17 protein-coding genes and 1 pseudogene are annotated in these 17,241 nt (G+C 70.4%); 9 read left to right on the top strand and 9 right to left on the bottom strand.

The window, feature by feature from the left end; translation table 11 throughout:
• The gene (locus KOI47_RS25945; protein WP_216208636.1) at positions 1-1,110 is read right to left on the bottom strand and encodes a ferredoxin reductase; all 1,110 of its coding nucleotides are present in this window, start codon (positions 1,108-1,110) and stop codon (positions 1-3) included.
• A gap of 126 nt (positions 1,111-1,236) precedes the next feature.
• Here KOI47_RS25945 and KOI47_RS25940 point away from each other — a divergent pair, with 126 nt between their 5' ends.
• From KOI47_RS25940 to KOI47_RS35895, 5 genes are all read left to right on the top strand, one after another.
• A complete protein-coding gene (locus KOI47_RS25940) occupies positions 1,237-1,869 on the top strand; it encodes a TetR family transcriptional regulator (protein WP_216208633.1) in 633 nt (210 codons plus the stop codon).
• Between the two features lie 73 nt (positions 1,870-1,942).
• Positions 1,943-3,046, top strand: coding sequence for a Re/Si-specific NAD(P)(+) transhydrogenase subunit alpha (locus KOI47_RS25935; protein ID WP_216208631.1), 1,104 nt, complete (start codon positions 1,943-1,945; stop codon positions 3,044-3,046).
• The gene (locus KOI47_RS25930; RefSeq protein ID WP_216208628.1) at positions 3,046-3,366 is read left to right on the top strand and encodes an NAD(P) transhydrogenase subunit alpha; all 321 of its coding nucleotides are present in this window, start codon (positions 3,046-3,048) and stop codon (positions 3,364-3,366) included. Before KOI47_RS25935 ends, KOI47_RS25930 begins: the two co-directional genes overlap by 1 nt.
• Positions 3,363-4,763 (top strand): NAD(P)(+) transhydrogenase (Re/Si-specific) subunit beta, encoded by a 1,401-nt coding sequence (locus KOI47_RS25925; RefSeq protein ID WP_216208625.1) that lies wholly within the window; start codon positions 3,363-3,365, stop codon positions 4,761-4,763. Before KOI47_RS25930 ends, KOI47_RS25925 begins: the two co-directional genes overlap by 4 nt.
• A 220-nt stretch (positions 4,764-4,983) precedes the next feature.
• Complete coding sequence (locus KOI47_RS35895) at positions 4,984-5,316, top strand: hypothetical protein (RefSeq protein WP_232376971.1); 333 nt, start codon at positions 4,984-4,986, stop codon at positions 5,314-5,316.
• A gap of 32 nt (positions 5,317-5,348) precedes the next feature.
• Here KOI47_RS35895 and KOI47_RS35890 read toward each other — a convergent pair.
• Both KOI47_RS35890 and KOI47_RS25915 read right to left on the bottom strand, forming a co-directional pair.
• A pseudogene (locus KOI47_RS35890) lies at positions 5,349-5,462 on the bottom strand (Lsr2 dimerization domain-containing protein); the annotation flags it as partial.
• A 187-nt stretch (positions 5,463-5,649) separates the two neighbouring features.
• Complete coding sequence (locus KOI47_RS25915; RefSeq protein ID WP_216208622.1) at positions 5,650-6,954, bottom strand: hypothetical protein; 1,305 nt, start codon at positions 6,952-6,954, stop codon at positions 5,650-5,652.
• A 221-nt stretch (positions 6,955-7,175) separates the two neighbouring features.
• Here KOI47_RS25915 and KOI47_RS25910 point away from each other — a divergent pair, with 221 nt between their 5' ends.
• The 3 genes from KOI47_RS25910 (at position 7,176) to KOI47_RS25900 (ending at position 10,033) form a co-directional block, all read left to right on the top strand.
• A complete protein-coding gene (locus tag KOI47_RS25910; protein WP_216208617.1) occupies positions 7,176-8,651 on the top strand; it encodes a S8 family serine peptidase in 1,476 nt (491 codons plus the stop codon).
• 263 nt (positions 8,652-8,914) lie between these two features.
• Entirely contained in the window at positions 8,915-9,418 is a 504-nt protein-coding gene (locus KOI47_RS25905) for a DUF3145 domain-containing protein (protein ID WP_216208614.1), read from the top strand.
• Between the two features lie 21 nt (positions 9,419-9,439).
• Positions 9,440-10,033: a hypothetical protein gene (locus KOI47_RS25900; RefSeq protein WP_232376255.1), complete on the top strand. Its 594-nt coding sequence runs from the start codon at positions 9,440-9,442 to the stop codon at positions 10,031-10,033.
• 25 nt (positions 10,034-10,058) lie between these two features.
• Here KOI47_RS25900 and KOI47_RS25895 read toward each other — a convergent pair whose 3' ends face one another.
• From KOI47_RS25895 to KOI47_RS25875, 5 genes are all read right to left on the bottom strand, one after another.
• Positions 10,059-11,291: a beta-ketoacyl-[acyl-carrier-protein] synthase family protein gene (locus KOI47_RS25895; protein ID WP_216208611.1), complete on the bottom strand. Its 1,233-nt coding sequence runs from the start codon at positions 11,289-11,291 to the stop codon at positions 10,059-10,061.
• Between the two features lie 28 nt (positions 11,292-11,319).
• Positions 11,320-11,565: an acyl carrier protein gene (locus KOI47_RS25890; protein ID WP_141997041.1), complete on the bottom strand. Its 246-nt coding sequence runs from the start codon at positions 11,563-11,565 to the stop codon at positions 11,320-11,322.
• A 60-nt stretch (positions 11,566-11,625) separates the two neighbouring features.
• Positions 11,626-12,609, bottom strand: a complete 984-nt coding sequence (locus KOI47_RS25885) for a beta-ketoacyl-ACP synthase III (protein ID WP_216208608.1) — start codon at positions 12,607-12,609, stop codon at positions 11,626-11,628.
• Positions 12,606-13,556 carry an ACP S-malonyltransferase gene (locus tag KOI47_RS25880; protein WP_269756657.1) on the bottom strand — a complete coding sequence of 317 codons (951 nt, stop codon included), beginning with the start codon at positions 13,554-13,556 and terminating at the stop codon, positions 12,606-12,608. Before KOI47_RS25880 ends, KOI47_RS25885 begins: the two co-directional genes overlap by 4 nt.
• Before the next feature lie 161 nt (positions 13,557-13,717).
• A complete protein-coding gene (locus KOI47_RS25875) occupies positions 13,718-14,932 on the bottom strand; it encodes a PucR family transcriptional regulator (protein ID WP_216208602.1) in 1,215 nt (404 codons plus the stop codon).
• Between the two features lie 254 nt (positions 14,933-15,186).
• Here KOI47_RS25875 and KOI47_RS25870 point away from each other — a divergent pair, with 254 nt between their 5' ends.
• Complete coding sequence (locus KOI47_RS25870) at positions 15,187-15,948, top strand: mechanosensitive ion channel family protein (protein ID WP_216208600.1); 762 nt, start codon at positions 15,187-15,189, stop codon at positions 15,946-15,948.
• A 75-nt stretch (positions 15,949-16,023) separates the two neighbouring features.
• Here KOI47_RS25870 and KOI47_RS25865 read toward each other — a convergent pair whose 3' ends face one another.
• On the bottom strand, positions 16,024-17,235 hold the full coding sequence (locus KOI47_RS25865; protein WP_216208598.1) for an alpha-hydroxy acid oxidase: 1,212 nt from the start codon (positions 17,233-17,235) through the stop codon (positions 16,024-16,026).
• Between the last annotated feature and the right edge of the window lie 6 nt (positions 17,236-17,241).

The following is a 17,241-nucleotide window of genomic DNA, read 5'->3' as shown; positions in this document are numbered from 1 at the left end:
TTACGCGTTGATCTCGACGTCCCCGACCGGGACCGAGATGCACAACTGGATTTCGACGTTGTCCTCGGGTGAGAGCTCGCCGGTACGCGCGTTGCGCACACAGCCGGAGGTCTTCACCTTGGTGCAGGAGAAGCAGATCCCCATCCGGCAGCCGTGCTCCGGTCGCAGCCCGGCGTCCTCGGCCTGCTCCAGCAGCGGCTTACCGGAGTTGGCGATCTCCCTGCCGCTGTGCGTGAACCGCACCTGCCCGTGTGCCGCGCCGTCCGCGGGGACAGGTGGTGGCGTGAACTCCTCAGTGTGCAGTTGTTCACTCAAACCCTCGGACCCGAAGGTGGCGCGTACCGAGTCCAGCAGCGGCAGCGGGCCGCACAGGTAGGTCTGTGCCTCGCGATACCAGGGCGCCACCTCGCGCAGCTGTGCCGGCTCGAAGAAGCCATGCAGGTCGCCGCCCCGCTCGTGGGTGTAGGCCAGCACCACCCGCAGCCCGGGATGCCGCTGGGCGAGCTCGGTCAGCTCGGCGCCGTAGAGCACATCCGCCGCGGTGTTCGCGTAGTGCAGGAACACCACCTCGCCCCGGTGTCCCTCGTCCACCAGCGTGCGCAGCATGGACAGCACCGGGGTGATCCCGCTGCCACCGCTGATCAGCAGCACCCGCCGCGGCCGCGGCGCGGGCAGGGTGAACTCGCCTGCGGGCTGGGAGAGCCCGAGCACCATTCCCGGCGCGGCGTGCCGGTGCAGATGGCCGGAGACCAGCCCGTTCTCCTGCGCCTTCACGGTGAGCTCGAGTTGCCCGCCGTGCTCGGAGCAGGTCGGCGAGTAGCACCTGGTGCGCCGCACCCCGTCGATGTCCACCGACACCCGGACGTACTGCCCCGCGCTGAAGCCGCGCCACGCCCGGCTCGGCCGGACGGTGAGGGTCACCGTGTCCGCCGTCTGCCGTCGCACCGCGGTCACCACCCCGCGGATCTCCCGGCGCACCAGCATCGGGTCGAGTAGCTCGAGGTAGCGATCCATGCCGTGCGGGGTCAGCAACGCCTCGGCGAGCGAGGCGAGTGAGCGTGCCCTGCCGCGCGCGCCGCGCCGGAGGCGCCGGGGAACCTGCACCGCCATCTGCCACTCCGATTCAGTGAACGTCTGTACACTCACTAGTTCAGTGCAGGGCGTGAACGGCTGTCAACTCCAGGGGGTGTGCCTGTGACGCGGAATACAACGACCGGGGACCGTAGGGTCTCCGGTATGTCCACCGAGCCCGCGAGCAGGCAGGAGCGCAAGCAGCGCACCCGCCAGGCGCTGCTGAAGGCGGCGTTCGAGCTGGTCGCCGACCGTGGGTTCGCCACGGTGAGCCTGCGCGAGGTGACCAAGCGGGCCGGGGTGGTGCCGACCGCGTTCTACCGGCACTTCGCCTCCCTCGACGAGCTCGGGGTGGCGCTGGTCGAGGAGTCGATCCGTACCCTGCGCAGGATGATCCGGTCGGCCCGCCGCGATCCGCAGACCTACCAGGACATCATCCGTGCCTCGGTGCGCACCCTGCACGAGCACGTGCGGGCGCACGAGTCGCACTTCCGGTTCCTGATCAGGGAGCGTTACGGCGGCCCGGAGGTGGTGCGCCGCGCCGTGGGCACCGAGCTGCGGCTGTTCGCCAGCGAGCTCGCGGTGGACCTGGCCCGGTTCGAGTACCTGCGCGAATGGAGCACCGAGGACCTGCACCTGATCGCCGATCTGATCATCACCGCGATGCAGGCCAGCGTCGAGGAGCTGATCGAGGCCGTACCCAGGGACGAGGAAACCGACGAGCAGATCGTCCGGACGGCACAGAAACGTCTTCGCTTGATCGTTCTCGGCGTGCCGAATTGGCGCAGCTCGCCGTAAGGTGGTGCCGCTCGGGGCATCGCGCATGGTAGACCTACTGTGATCGAGAGTGCTCTCCCGTGGAGGTCTCGCAGTGGTGGAAACCCAGCCGCTCACCGTCGGCGTGGTGAAAGAGTCGAAACCGGGTGAGACCCGGGTCGCACTGGTCCCGAAGCTGGTCGAGCGGCTGGTCAAACGCGGCCTTTCGATCGTGATCGAGCCGGGGGCCGGTGCGGCGGCCGCGTTGCCGGACGAGCTGTACGAGCAGGCAGGGGCACGGATCGGGGAGGCATGGGCCGCCGATGCGGTGCTCAAGGTCGCGCCACCGACCTCGGCCGAGGTCGGCAAGCTCGGCGCGGGCAAGATCCTGATCGGCTTCCTTGCCCCGTTGTCCAATGTGGAAGGGGTGCGGGAGCTGGCCGAGGCGGGGGTGCGTGCCTTCGCCGTGGAGTCCATCCCGCGGATCTCCCGTGCGCAGGCCATGGACGCGCTGTCCTCGCAGAGCAGTGTGGCCGGCTACCGAACGGTGCTGCTCGCCGCGCAGCGGCTCCCACGGTTCTTCCCGATGCTCACCACGGCGGCGGGCACGGTACCGCCTGCCAAGGTCCTGGTGCTGGGCGCGGGCGTGGCGGGCCTGCAGGCGCTGGCCACGGCGAAGCGACTCGGTGCCCAGCCCACCGGCTACGACGTCCGCCCCGAGGTCGCCGAGCAGGTGCGCTCGGTGGGAGCGCAGTGGCTGGACCTCGGCATCGAAGCCGTCGGCGAGGGCGGGTACGCGCGGGAGCTGTCCGAGGAGGAACGCGCGGAGCAGCAGCGCAGGCTCACCGAGGCGATCACCGGGTTCGACGTCGTGATCACCACCGCGCTGGTCCCCGGCCGGAAGGCGCCCACGCTGGTCACCGCGGATGCGGTGCGCGGGATGCGGCCGGGCAGCGTGATCGTGGACATGGCGGGGGAGGCCGGCGGCAACTGCGAGCTGACCAAGCCCGGCGAGGAGACCGTGGCCGAGCACGTGACGATCTGCTCCCCGCTGAACCTGCCCGCGGAGATGCCCGCGCACGCCAGCGAGCTGTACGCCAGGAACCTCACCGAACTACTCGAACTCTTCGTGGACTCCGAGGGCAGGTTGTCGCTCGACTTCTCCGACGAGATCGTCGCGGGCGCGTGCGTCGCCGGTGGCGAGGAAAAGGCGGATTGATGCTGGTACAGAGCCTGGCGATCCTGGTGCTCGCCGGATTCGTCGGTTTCGTGGTGATCTCCAAGGTGCCGAACACCCTGCACACACCACTGATGTCCGGGACCAACGCCATCCACGGCATCGTCCTGCTCGGCGCGCTGATCGTGCTCGGGCAGGGCGCAGAGGGGGTGCTGAACAAGGTGCTCCTGGTGATCGCGATCACGTTCGGGACGATCAACGTGGTCGGTGGGTTCCTGGTCACCGACCGGATGCTCGGCATGTTCAAGGAGAAGCCGGGGGCCAAGGCCCAGCAGGGTACGAGCAACGGGGAGCGCCGATGAGCTGGCTGCAGAGCGAGAGTTTCATCGGGGCCCTGTACATCATCGCCTTCGCGTTGTTCATCTACGGCCTGATGGGGATGACCGGCCCGCGGACCGCGGTACGCGGCAACTGGATCGCCGCGGTCGGGATGGGTATCGCGATCGTGGCCACCCTGCTGATGCCGGGGATGAGCAACTGGCTGCTGATCGCGCTCGGCGTGTTACTCGGCACCGTGATCGGTGTGCCCTCGGCGCGCAAGGTGAAGATGACCGCGATGCCGCAGATGGTGGCGCTGTTCAACGGCGTGGGCGGCGGCACGGTGGCGATCATCGCCTGGGTGGAGTTCCGCACCACGGACGGCTACGCACACGAGGCCGCCCACGTGGCGATCGCCTCGCTGTTCGCGGCCATCGTCGGTTCGGTGTCCTTCTGGGGCTCCAACGTCGCCTTCGGCAAGCTACAGGAGATCCTGCCGACCAAGCCGATCACCGTGGGGCGGTTGCAGCAGCCGCTGAACGTGCTGTTGCTGGTCGCCGCCGTGGTGTGCTCCGTGGTGATCGCCGCGGGTGGCCAGTCCGAGTGGCTGATCATCGGGGTGCTGGTGGCCGCGGCCGCCTTCGGGATCATGGTGGTGCTGCCGATCGGCGGCGCCGATATGCCCGTGGTGATCTCGCTGCTCAACGCGCTCACCGGGCTTTCGGCCGCCGCCATGGGTCTGGCGCTGGACAACACCGCGCTCATCGTGGCCGGCATGATCGTCGGCGCCTCCGGCTCGATCCTGACCAACCTGATGGCCAAGGCGATGAACCGGTCGATCCCGGCGATCGTCGGCGGCGGTTTCGGCGGAGGCGCGGCCGCCGCGAGCAGCCGGTCCGACGCCGATCGGTCGGTGCGCAGCACGAGCGCGGCGGACACCGCGATCCAGCTCGCCTACGCAGGGAAGGTGGCGGTGGTGCCAGGGTACGGGATGGCCGTCGCCCAGGCGCAGCACGCGGTGCGCGAGATGGCCGAGATCCTGGAGGGCAAAGGCATCGCGGTCTCCTACGCGATCCACCCGGTCGCCGGCCGGATGCCGGGGCATATGAACGTGTTGCTCGCCGAGGCCGATGTGCCCTACGAGCAGCTCAAGGAGATGGACGAGAGCAACTCGGAGTTCGGCCACACCGACGTCACCCTGGTGATCGGCGCCAACGATGTGACCAATCCCGCGGCCGAGACCGACCCCGCCTCACCCATCTACGGGATGCCGATCCTCAAGGTGAACACCAGCCGCTCGGTCATCGTGCTGAAACGGTCCATGGGATCCGGTTTCGCCGGTATCGACAACGACCTTTTCTTCGACCCCAAGACGAGCATGCTCTTCGGGGACGCGAAATCCTCGATCAGCGAGATCGTCGAGGAACTGAAAGCCCTGTAAAGGCCGTCGCCGGACGGCCAAAGCGCGTATGTGGAGGGCAAACGCGCGTGCGCAGACGGCAAACACGCGCGGATGGTGTGTTTGCCGCCCACGCGCACGCGTTGGCTGTTCACGCGCACGCGTTGGCCGTCCGTGCACGTCAGTCGGGGCGGAGAACAGGACCGGAGGGACCTTGCTGGTCGTCTTCGGGGTCGACTTCGTCTTGGCGGCCGCTTTCGAGGTGGACTTCGAACCGGTACCGGTCTTCTTCGCGGCCTGTTTGGGCTCGGCCTTGGTGGACTTCGAGGCCGCGGCCTTGGTGCTCGCGCGCCGGGTGGTCGCCTTGGCCGGTGCCGCCTTCGCGGCGGTCTTCGATCCGGTTCCGGACTTCGTTGCGGCCGCTTTCTTCGTGGCTGTCTTCGTTTTCGTGGTAGCCGTTTTCTTCGCGGTTTCCTTCTTGGCCGCGGTCTTCTTGGCCGGTGCTTTCGGTGTGGCCTCCTTCGTGGCGCCGGACTTCCGGTTCACCCGCCGGGTGCTCTTTCTCCCGCCGATGCGGCGCCCGTGCGTGACATAACGCTCGAGCACTTCACGAAGGTCGGCGGCATTGTCCGCGGCCAGGTCAATTTCATAGTCGACCCCGTCCAGGGCGAACCGCACCGACTCGGCGGCTGGTTCGCCGGTGAGATCGTCCAGCACGTGGACCGCCGTGTTCTGGGCCATGAAGACCTCCCCGCGCTCGATCGGATTCTCCGCGTGACCGGCGCGGCGACGGCCGCATTGCCCTGGCATCGCCAACTTTCCGGTCCTGGTGAGGATACCGCCTCGACACCGGAATCAGTTGCCGGGCACATCTGTCCTAAGTGGACGGTCTGGCTGGCGGCCCGGTCACGCCGGGTCCCGGTACCGTCTACTCCGGTAACGGGACGGTGAGCGCCGTGGCCGCGGTGCGCACCAGGGCGGGGTCGTCCGGCGTGGACGGTCGGCCGACCCAGGCCACCTGCACCAGCCGCAGGCTCGTGCCCTCGGCTTTGCTCGCGTAGGACGCCCCAGCGAAGTCCGGTGCGGGCCGTGGCCACCGGCCGGTCGTCGTGCCGAGGTCGACGATGGCGCCGCTGCCCGGGGTGTCGGACAGTTTTCGCAGTTCACGCGCGCGTGCCGGGTCCGCGAAGCGCAGCACGGCGACCGAAACCGCGGCCTGCCCGCCGTCCACGGTCGCGGTGAGGCTGCCCCGGCGCAGCCCGGCGCATCCGGTCGCGGCCAGCCTGGCCTGCAGGTCCCCGGTGGCGTGCGGGGCGCAGTCAGGTTCACCCTTCGTGGTCACGGTCCGGAACTCGATGCCGTCCACGACCCGGGGCGCGGGTGCCGGGGTGCTCGGCGGTGCCTGCCCGGCGTCCGGCTCGTCCCCGGTCGAGGCCACCACGATGGCCGTGACCAGCAGGCCGAGCAGCAGCGCGATGGCCGCGACGGGCAGCAAGCGCACGGTGGGCCTGCGCGGCGGTACCGCCGGGCGCGGGCCGGCTGGTGCGGCGGTCGGGCCAGCGGGCGTGCCTGCCGGCACCACCGGGGCGGACACCGGCCGCCCGCTGGGCCCGGCAGGAACAGGGGGCTGGGCCTCGGCGAAGCCCTCGGCGCGCAGTTCGTGCTCGCGCAGTTCCGGTGCACCGGGTGCCAGCTCCCGCAGCAGGGTGCGTACCTGCCCGGTGGACATCGGGGCCGGGGCGGTGGCGAGCGAGACCACCGCGCCGAGCATGCTCGTCGCCGTCGGGTGCACGACGCGGACCTCGCCGGTCAGATCGGCGGCCGACTGGTCGACGGACTGCACGAAGGGGCCGACCGCCAGGATCGTGCCGACGGTGAGATCCGGTTGCCCGGCCCGGATCCGCTCCGTGATCCCGGCCGCGACGGCAAGGGGCTCGGCCGCCGGGTTCACCGCGTCCCCGCCGCGTACCAACGGCCAGCCGTCCGACTTCCACTGCCCGCGCAGCGGCGCATCCAGCCGCATGGCCGGGTCCGGCAGGTCGATACCGAGGACGATCAGCACGCCCCGCGGGGTGAGCACCAGCGCGTCCAGGGTGGTGTCGTGTCCAGGGGGCCGCACCCCGGCCAGGGCCAGCCCGCCCGCCACTCCCGCTCCGTGGCCGAGCGAGGCCAGTGCCGCCCGGATGTCCTCGGCGACCGCGGCGGGCTGCGGGGCGAGGCGAATGAGCCGCACCTGCCGTACCTCCCCGTCGGTTCGCCGTCAGGGAGAGGCTAGCGCGCGCACCGCGCCCACCCGCATGGGAGTCGCACGGCGGGGTGACATGGGGTTCGTGTCGGGCCTTGCCGGTGAGCGGAACGTACAGGGTTGACAGTGATCCGGAACACTTTAGAGTTACCCGCCAGTAATCAGGGGGCGGTGGATCAACGTGGATCAACGCGGATCAAGGAGTCCTCATGCGCGCAGTACCCGGCAGGTGGCGGTACGCCGCGGCGGTCGCGGTCGCGGCCCTCGCCCTGCCTCAGCTCACCGCGACACCAGCGAGTGCGGACCTCCTCGCCCCGGTATCGGACACCCTGGACGCGGTGCTGTCCGCGGCCTCCGAGGGCGAGCGGGTGACCGTCCTGGTGCACGGCACCGACCTCGCCGCGGCGGGGCGGGCCGTGCGGCAGGCCGGGCTGAGCAAGCTCACCAGCTTCGACCGGATCGGCGTGGTGGCCGCCACCGGTACCGTCGCCGAGGTCGGCGCGGCCCGCGCGGCCGAGGGCGTGGTGTACGTGGAACGCAACGACCCGCTGCGCACCTTCGCCAGCAGCGGCACCACGGCCACCCGCAGCGCGGCAGCACGGACCACCCGCACCGGCGCCGATGGCGAACCGCTGGACGGCAGAGGAGTCTCGGTCGCGGTGATCGACACCGGGGTGGACCCGACGCACCCCGCCTTCCGCGGGCCGGACGGCGCCAGCCGGGTGGTACGCAACCTGAAGAGCCTGTGCCTGCAGGGCACCGGAACCGGCTGCATCCTGCCGGTGCCCGACTTCCTGGACACCGACACGCTCTCGGTCGGCGGGCACGGCACCCATGTCGCCGGCATCGCCGCGGGCAGCCCGTACACCCTCGGGGAGGGCACGGTCGTGGGCGGGTCGGCGCCGGGCTCGAAGATCGTGTCGATCTCCACCGGGGCCGCGCTCGTCGTGCTCGGCACCGACGCCGCGCTGAACTGGGTGCTGGAGAACCATGAGGCGCCCTGCGGGGCCGGGATCCCGGCGAGTACCTGCCCGCCGATCAAGGTGGTGAACAACTCCTACGGCCCCAGCGGCGGCGGTGCCTTCGACCCGAACTCGGCCACCGTGAAGCTGCAACGCGCGCTCGCCGCCGAGGGCGTGGTCACGGTATGGGCCAATGGCAACGACGGCGGGGACGGCTCGGCCAACCTGTCCAACCCGCCAGGGCAGGACCCGACACCCGGGGTGCTGTCGGTGGCCTCCTATGACGACGCGGGCTCCGGCACCAGGGACGGCACCGTGTCCGCGTTCTCCTCCCGCGGGTCGGAAACCGACCGGCGCAGCTGGCCGGACATCTCCGCGCCCGGTTCGAACATCGTCTCTTCCTGCCGGCTCTACCTGCTGATCTGTACCCAGGGGCTGCAGCCGAAGAACGGCCCCGGCCTGCTCGATCTCGGCACCTACAACGTGATCAGCGGTACCTCCATGGCGGCACCGCAGATCGCGGGCATCGTGGCGCAGCTGTTCCAGGCCAGGCCGCAGGCAAGCCCTGGCGAGATCGAGCACGCGCTCAAGGCGACGGCGCACAAGTACGCCGACGGGGCGCCCTACCGGCAGGCAGGCGACTACACCTCCAGCTTCGACAAGGGCACCGGGCTGGCTGATGTGGTGGCCGCGGCCACCCTGCTCGGCGCCGGGCGGCACTGATCGAGCCACGCCCCGCCGCGCCGCCTTCGCGATCCGGCCCGGTAGTGCTAACTTGTGCCGGTCGGTGACCGGGGGCGGCCGCGGGGCCGCCGTAGGTCACTCTGGGTTGTTATTCGGCGAACTCCGCTGATACTTCTGAGGTTCATGTGGCCAAAAGGCACGCCTGAGGTGCACAATGTACGCGGAGTCGCCACGTGTGGTTGTCACCGCCGCTCGCGAGGTCGTAGGGGAAGACGCCCCTCGTCGAGTAGCGGAGGTCAGCAGTGAGCACCCGTGGTAACACCCGTGGCGTGGTGTACGTCCACTCGTCGCCGTCTGCGGTATGTCCGCACGTCGAGTGGGCTATCTCGGGCACCCTTGGTGGCCGAGTTGAGTTGCGCTGGACGGCCCAGCCGGCCGCCCCCGGGCAGCTGCGTGCCGAATGCAGCTGGCGGGGTCCGGCGGGCACCGGCGGCAAGCTCGCGTCCGCGCTCAAGGCGTGGCCGATGGTTCGGTTCGAGGTAGCCGAGGAGCCGAGCCAGGGCGTGGACGGCGAGCGATTTTGCTATGCCCCAGGGCTCGGGCTGTGGCATGGCCGCACCAGCGCGAACGGTGACATCGTGGTCGGTGAGGACCAGTTGCGCACCCTGGTGGCCAAGTGCCGGGCCGGTGAACAGCTTGCGCACAAGCTGGACGAGCTGCTCGGGGCCAACTGGGACGAGGCGCTGGAGCCGTTCCGGCACGCCGGAGACGGGGCCCCGGTCACCTGGCTGCATCAGGTCGGCTGAGCGGGCACTACCCTGGCCGCTGTGCCTGGCTCCCGTACCCCGCGTGCTCGCCCGCGGTGGCTGGTGCCCATCCTGATCGTGGTGGTCTCGCTGACCGTCGGCGGCGGGCTGCTGGCGCGGGAGCTGTACAAACTGCCGGAGCCGGACACCGAGCCGGAGGGCGTGCTGCCGACGACCACCTCGTTGCCGCCGGAGCAGCAGCCCGGTTCGCCGGTGGTCGAACTGACACCGGGCGCGGCGGCCCATCCGGAGAACGAGTCGGTTCGCCAGGTGCTGCAGACCTACGTGGACGCCATCAACCATCGCGACTACGCGGCCTGGACCACCACCGTCACCAGGGACAGGGTGCAGGCCCGTACCGAGGCACAATGGCGCTTCCAGTACCGCTCGACCACCGACGGCAGCGTGCTCATCCACCGGATCGAAACCGTGCCGGACGGCTCGCTACGGGTGCTGGTCGGGCTCACCAGCACGCAGGATCCGGTCGATGCCCCCGCCGACGTTCCCGAGCCCTGTATCCGCTGGCACCTCACGCTGCCGATGACGGTCGAAGGTGGGTCGTGGAAGATCGACTCGGTGCCGGCGGGGAGCACGCCGGAGTACGGGAAATGCTGAACGCGCGCTGACGCTCGCCCGATGCTCAGGCCGGCACGAAGGTCAGCGCGACGTTGTGGCCGCCGAAGCCGAACGAGTCGCTGATCGCGGCGGTCAGGTCGAGCTTGCGCGGCTCGCCCGCCGCGATCTCCTGAACCACCCCGGGGTCCTGTTCCTCCAGGTTGATCGTCGGCGGGATGACCCCGTCGCGGACCGACAGCACGGTCACGATCGCCTCCACCGCGCCGGCCGCGCCGACCAGGTGGCCGAGCGCGCTCTTGGGCGCGGTCAGCACCGGGTGATCGCCGAGCGCCTTGCGGATCGCCACCGTCTCACCGACGTCGCCGACCGGGGTCGAGGTGGCGTGCGCGTTGACGTGACCGATGTCCTTGGGCTCGAGGCCCGCCGTCCGCACCGCCGCCGTGATGGCCCTGGTCTGGCCAACGCCCTCCGGATCGGGGCCGGTGATGTGGTACGCGTCCGCGCTGGTGCCGATGCCGGCGAGTTTCCCGTACACCGCGGCACCCCGGGCCTGCGCGTACTCGCCGCGCTCCAGCACCATGATCCCGGCACCCTCGCCGAGTACGAACCCGTCCCGGTTGACGTCCCACGGCCGGGAGGCCCGCTCCGGCTCGTCGTTGCGGGTGCTCAGGGTGCGGGCCTGGGCGAACCCGGCCATGGTGACCGGCGCGATGATCGCCTCGGCGCCGCCCGCCACCACCACGTCCGCCTCACCGGCACGCAGCATGCGCCACGCCCACGCGAGGGCCTCGGCGCCGGAGGCGCAGGCCGACACCGGCGCGTGCACCCCCGCGCGTGCCTTGAACTCCAACCCGACGTGCGCGGCCGGGCCGTTCGGCATCAGCATCGGCACGGTCAGCGGCGAGACCTTGCGGATGCCCTGGGTCTCCAGCAGGTCGTCCTGGTCGAGCAGGGTGTGTGCCCCGCCGATCCCGGTGCCGACCACCACCGCCAGACGGTCGGGATCGACGCCGTCCTCTCCGAGGCCGGCGTCGGCCCATGCCTGGCGAGCCGCCACGATCGCCACCTGCTCGCACCGGTCCATGCGGCGGGCCTGGACCCTTGGCAACACCTCGGTCGGCTCCACCGCGAGCTTGGCCGCGATCTTGACCGGAAGGTCGTACCGCTCGACCCAGTCCTCTTCGAGGGCGGCGACGCCGCTACGCCCCGCCAGCAGACCGTCCCATGTGGACGCGACGTCCCCGCCGAGCGGCGTGGTGGCGCCGAGCCCGGTGATGACGACGTCGTTGTTGCTCATATCGGAGTCTCCCCGAGGTGTAGTGCTGTTACTTGGCGTTGGCGAGCACGTAGTCCACCGCGTCGCCGACGGTCTTCAGGTTGGCGAGCTCGTCGTCCGGGATCTTCACGCCGAACTTGTCCTCGGCCTGCACCGCGATCTCCACCATGGACAGCGAGTCGATGTCCAGGTCGTCCACGAAGGACTTCTCGGTGCTCACGTCGTCCTGCGCCACACCGGCGACCTCCTCGACGATCTCGGCGAGCCCGGACAGGATCTCTTCCTTGTCAGCCACTGCTTTGGGTCCCTTCTGTTTCCTGTTGCCCCGGCGCGCACACGTGCCCGGGGAGTCTGGTCACGGGCAGATGATCGCCTGCCCGGCATAGGAGAGGCCGGCCCCGAAGCCGACCATCAGCACCACATCGCCGCTACGTGCCGTCCCGGCCTCGCGCATGTGGTCCAGCGCCATCGGGATCGAGGCCGAGGAGGTGTTGCCCGAGTACTTGATGTCGTCGGCGACCACCATGTCCTCCCTTGCCCCCCTGGCGTGCAGTCGCTTGGCGATGGCCTCGACGATACGCAGGTTCGCCTGGTGCGGGATGAGGACATCCACATCGGATGGCTGCAGGCCGGCGAGCTCGAGCGCCTCCATGGCGATCGGCGCGATCCGGGTGGTCGCCCACCGGAAGACCGACTGGCCCTCCTGGTAGATGTAGCGGTGCTCACGCATGTAGATCGCATCCACCAGGTCACCCGCGCTGCCCCAGCAGACCGGCCCGATGCCGGCCTCATCAGCCGGTCCCACCACTGCGGCGCCCGCGCCGTCGGCGAAGATGATCGCGTTCGCCCGGTCCACCGGGTCCACCACGTCGGTCAGCTTCTCCGCGCCGATCACCAGCACCCGCTTGGACGAGCCTGCCCGGACGAGGTCCGAGGCCACGGCGAGGCCGTAGCAGAAGCCTGCGCAGGCAGCGTTGATGTCGAAGGCGCCTGCCGCCTTCACCCCGATCCGGTCGGCGACCTGTGCGGCGGCGTTCGGGATCGGGGAGAGCATCGTGCAGTTCGGCAGGATGACCGTGTCCACATCGGACGGATCGAGACCCGCGTCGGCGACCGCCCGCGCGCCCGCGGTGACCGCCATGTCCACCAGCAGCTCGTCCTTGTCGGCGAACCTGCGCTCGATGATGCCGACCCGCTCCCGGATCCACTCGTCGGTGGTGTCCATGATCTTCGAGAGGTCGTCGTTGGTCACGACGTGATCCGGCTGGGTGCTGCCGATCCCGAGCACGCGGCTTGCGGACGATCCTTGCTTGAGCCGCAGTGCGGGCCGGTCGGTCATTGCGCGGTCTCCTGCGTCGGGTCCTGGCCAGCCAGCGCGGCCAGGTTGTCGGGCGTCTTCAGCGCGATGATGGTGTCGAGGCTGCCCTTGAGCTCGCGCTTCACCAGGCCGGTCAGCGTGCCGGCGGGTGGCAGCTCCACCGTGGCCGTGATGCCGAGGGAGGCCAGCCCCTGCATGGTGAGGTCCCAGCGCACCGGCCTGGTGATCTGCCGGACCAGCCGGTCCAGGTACTCGGCGCCGCTGGTCACCACGGTCCCGTCCGCGTTGGAAAGCAGCGGCCGGTTCGGCTCGCCGGGGGTGATCTCGGCGGCGTGCGACCGCATCGCGTCCTCGGCGGGGGCCATGTAGGCGGTGTGGAAGGCCCCGGCGACCTTGAGTGCCCGTACCTTGGTGCCCTCCAGCGGCTCGGCGACGATCCGCTCGATCTCCGCGGCCGAGCCGGAGGCGACGATCTGCCCAGCGCCATTCTGGTTCGCCGCGGTCAGCCCGTGCTCGGCCAGCCAGGCCACCACCCGCTCCGGCTCGCCGAGCATCACGGCGGCCATCCCGGTGTGCTCGGCTGCGCAGGCCTTGGCCATCTCCGCGCCGCGCACGGCGGCCAGCGCCACGGCATCGGCGGGGGAGAGCACCCCGGCGATCGCGGCGGCGGCCAGCTCGCCGACCGAGTGCCCGGCCACCGGCCCGTCCTGGGGCAGGGCGGTCTCCCGGCTCAGCCGGTCGAAGGCGAGCAGGGACAGCGCCACGATCAGCGGCTGGGCTATCGCGGTGTCCTGGATCTCCTCGGCCGGTGCCTCGGTGCCGAGGTGCAGCAGGTCGAGCCCCGAGCGCTCGGACCACTGCTGGACGAGCCCGCGCGCGTGCTCGGAGTCGAGCCAGGGCGTGAACATTCCTGGGGCCTGGGACCCCTGTCCGGGAGCGAGGAGGGCGGTCACCCCTATAGGGAACACGGTCGGCCCGCCGTGGCGGGATGTCGACGGTCACCAAGTCCATCCGGGGATATTGTAGAAACCCTCCAAAAGTGTCCGGCAGATGAACGGGCTTGCCAGGCCAGCGTTGTCGGGTTCGGGTAGTTTTGGTGACTATCGTCACCCATTCGGGAGGGTGGCCGCTACCACAGCCCGCGCGCCCTGGCGAGCCTGCCGACGGTCAGCGCGATCCGCAGCACCAGCGCGTCCCGTGCCTCGGTGGCGTCTCGCCCGGTGAGGTCGGCGGCCTTGCGCAGCCGGTAGCGCACGGTGTTCGGGTGCACGAACAGGGTGCGCGCGCAGGTCTCCAGCACGCCGCCGCTTTCCAGGTAGGTCTGCACGGTTTCCAGCAGCGCGGGCCCCGCCTCCTCCAGTGGCTTGGCGATATCCGCGATGAGCAGGCGCTCGGCCTCGGCGTCCCCGGCCAGCGCCCGTTCGGGCAGCAGGTCGATGGAGCGCACCGGCCGGGGCGCGGCAGGCCAGCCGACCACCGCACGCAGGCCGGAGAGGGCCTCGGCCGCGCTGTGGTGCGCCTCGGCGAGGCTGTCCACGGTTGGGCCCGCGACCACCGGTCCCTCGGCGAAGGCCAGGGACATGCCGGTGAGGATGTCGGCGCCGCGGTTGCCGTCAGTCGGCGGGCCCGCGACCACGATCACCAGGCGGGAGCCCTGCACCCCGAGCAGGACCGGCCTGCCGATCCTGGCCGCCCTGCTGCGTACCTCGAACACCACGGTGGGCGGGTCGTCCGATGGTGGGTTGCCGACCAGGACAGTGGCGTTCGCCGCCGGGTCCCAGCCCAGTGCCGCCGCCCTGGACAGCACCGACTCCTCGGTCTCGCCGCGGACGATCCCGTCCACCACCAGTGCCTCCAGCCTGGCGTCCCAGGCACCACGAGACTCCGCGGCCGCGGCGTAGGAGTTGGCGGCGGCGAAGGCGATCTCCCTGCCGTACCGCAGGATGCCCTCGATCAGCGCCGCCCGCTCCGCCTCGTTGGCCGCGAGCTCCGGCAGCTGCTCCTCGAAGACCTCGATGGCCAGCCGCACCAGGCCCACCGTCTGCCGCAGGCTCAGCCAGCGGGACAGCTCCTGCGGTGCGCTGCGGAAGGCGTCGGTGGTGAGCTTGAGCGCCTCCTTGGAGTCGCGCAGCCAGTCGACGAACCCGGCCGCGCCGGCCTGGGTCAGCAGCAGGACCCCGGCGCGCTGCTCGGCAGGCATCCGGCTGAACCACGGCAGGCGTTCCTCCATCGCCGCGACGCTGGCCTGGGCCAGCCTGCCGGAGGCGCGCTCGAGCTCGCGCAGCGTCGTGCTGGAGAGGCCGTGCCGCGCGCGGTCCGGCCGGGAGGGGCTGGATTCGTTCATGACGCCATCGATCGTACGTCCGGCCGCCGCGGGCGAGGGGCCGCCCCAAAACGAGAGACCGCCCGACGCGCCGCGGTTCCCGCTGCGTCGGGCGGTCTCTTCTCCCCGGTCCCCACCGGTAGATCCACTATGGACCGTGTAGATCATCGAACGCCAGTCGTCTCACCCGTTCGTGGACATCTCGAGTTGCTGCGTAACGAAGGCTGGTCAACGATTCCCCCACAACTGAATCGTCTCGGGCGAAGGAGGAGATTGTGGGCGAACAGCTCAAGGACGGGTTGGGGCAGGCATGGAGCCTGGTCGCGACCTTCGTCCCGAAACTCATCGGCTTTCTTATCATCCTGCTCATCGGCTGGCTCATCGCCAAGGCCATTTCCAAGGCGCTGTCGCTGGTGTTGAGCAAGCTAGGCTTCGGAAAGCTGATCGAAAAGACCGGCCTCTCCGGGACGCTCCGGCAATCGAATGTGGACGCCACCGGCCTCATTGTGAAGCTGGTGTACTACTTCATTCTGTTGATTGCGCTGCAGCTGGCCTTCGGCGTATTCGGGCAGAGTAATCCGGTCAGCCAGTTGCTGAACGACGTCATCGCCTTCCTGCCGCGGATCGTCGTCGCGATCGTGCTGATCATCGTGGCGGCGGCGATCGCCAAGGTCGTCCGTGACCTGGTGACCGGGGCGCTGGCCTCCCGCCCGGCCGGGCGGCTGCTGGGCACGGTCGCCTACTGGCTGATCACCGCGCTCGGGATCATCGCCGCCCTGAACCAGATCAACATCGCCACCACGGTCACCACCCCGGTGCTGATCACGGTGCTGGCCACCATCGGTGGCGTGATCGTCGTCGGGTTCGGTGGCGGCCTGATCAAGCCGGCGCAGGAGCGCTGGGGCGACTGGCTGCAGAACATGCAGGGGCAACTCAGCAAGGGTGAGGGCGACTCCCATGACAGCGGGCGGACCAGCGGCACCGTGCCGCCGGACACCCCGACCCCGCCGTCCGGTATGCCGTCCGCCGACCGCTGAGTGACCGCGCGAAAACGCCGGCCGGGTGAACATGTCTCACCCGGCCGGCGTTTCGTTGTGCCCGATAACCGCGGCCTACCGCAGGGTGGCGTGGCTGGGCCGCAGGTCGGCGATCCGGCGCACCCCGAGCAGCTGCATCGTGCGCACGAGCTCGCCGCGCAGGATGTCCACGGTGCGCTGCACGCCGCGTTCCCCGCCCGCCATCAGCCCGTACAGGAACGCCCTGCCGACCAGACAGGCGTCCGCGCCCATGGCGATCGCGGCCACGATGTCCCCGCCGGAGAGGATGCCGGTGTCCAGCCAGACCTCGGCGTCCCCGTTCACCGCGTCCAGCACCGACGGCAGCAGCTCCAGCGGGGTGGGCGCGCGGTCCAGCTGGCGCCCGCCGTGGTTGGAGACCAGTACCGCCTCGGCGCCGTGCTCGACCACGTCGGCCGCGTCCTCGGCGTTCTGGATGCCCTTGACCACCAGCTTGCCCGGCCAGCTCTCCCGTACCCAGTCCAGGGTGTCGAAGTTCAGCGTGGGGTCGAACATCTTGTTGATCAGTTCGGCCACCGTGCCACCCCAGGAGGTGAGCGAGGCGAAGGTGAGCGGCTCGGTGGTGAGCAGGTTGAACCACCATGCCGGCCGGGTGGCCCCGTCCAGCACGGTGCGCAGGGTGAGCGCGGGCGGGATGCTCAGCCCGTTGCGCACGTCCCGCATCCTGGCCCCGCCCACCGGGGTGTCCACGGTCAGCAGCAGGGTGTCGAACCCGGCAGCCCAGGCCCGGTCCATCAGCTCCTTGCCAGCCGCACGGTCCCGCCACACGTAGAGCTGGAACCACTTCCGGGTGTCCGGTGCCGCCGCGGCCACGTCCTCGATCGAGGTGGTGCCCATCGTGGACAGCGCGAACGGGATGCCCTCCCGCCCGGCCACCCTGGCCACCGCGCGCTCGCCCTCGTGGTTCATCAGCCGGGTGAAGCCGGTGGGCGCGAATGCGAACGGCAGCTCGGAGCGCACGCCCAGGATGTCAGTCGATGTGTCCACATCGGACACCCCGCGCAGCACGTGCGGATGGAACTGCACGCTGCGGAACGCCTGCCGGGCCCGGCGCAGGCTGTCCTCCAGCTCGGCCGCACCGTCGGTGTAGTCGAAGACCGCACGAGGGCTTCGCTTGCGGGCGATCATGCGCAGGTCGCCGATCGTGTGCGCCGCCGCCAGCCTGCGGTCGGTCGGGTTCAGCACGATCGGCTTTGGGCGCAGGATCTCCGCCAGCTCGGCAGGCCGCGGCACCCGCCGTTTCGTCATCCCAGC

The sequence above is a fragment of the Amycolatopsis aidingensis genome (assembly GCF_018885265.1).
In the GTDB taxonomy this organism is placed as follows: domain Bacteria; phylum Actinomycetota; class Actinomycetes; order Mycobacteriales; family Pseudonocardiaceae; genus Amycolatopsis; species Amycolatopsis aidingensis.
Note: the sequence above shows the minus strand (reverse complement) of the source record. Positions and strands in the feature narration are given on the sequence as shown.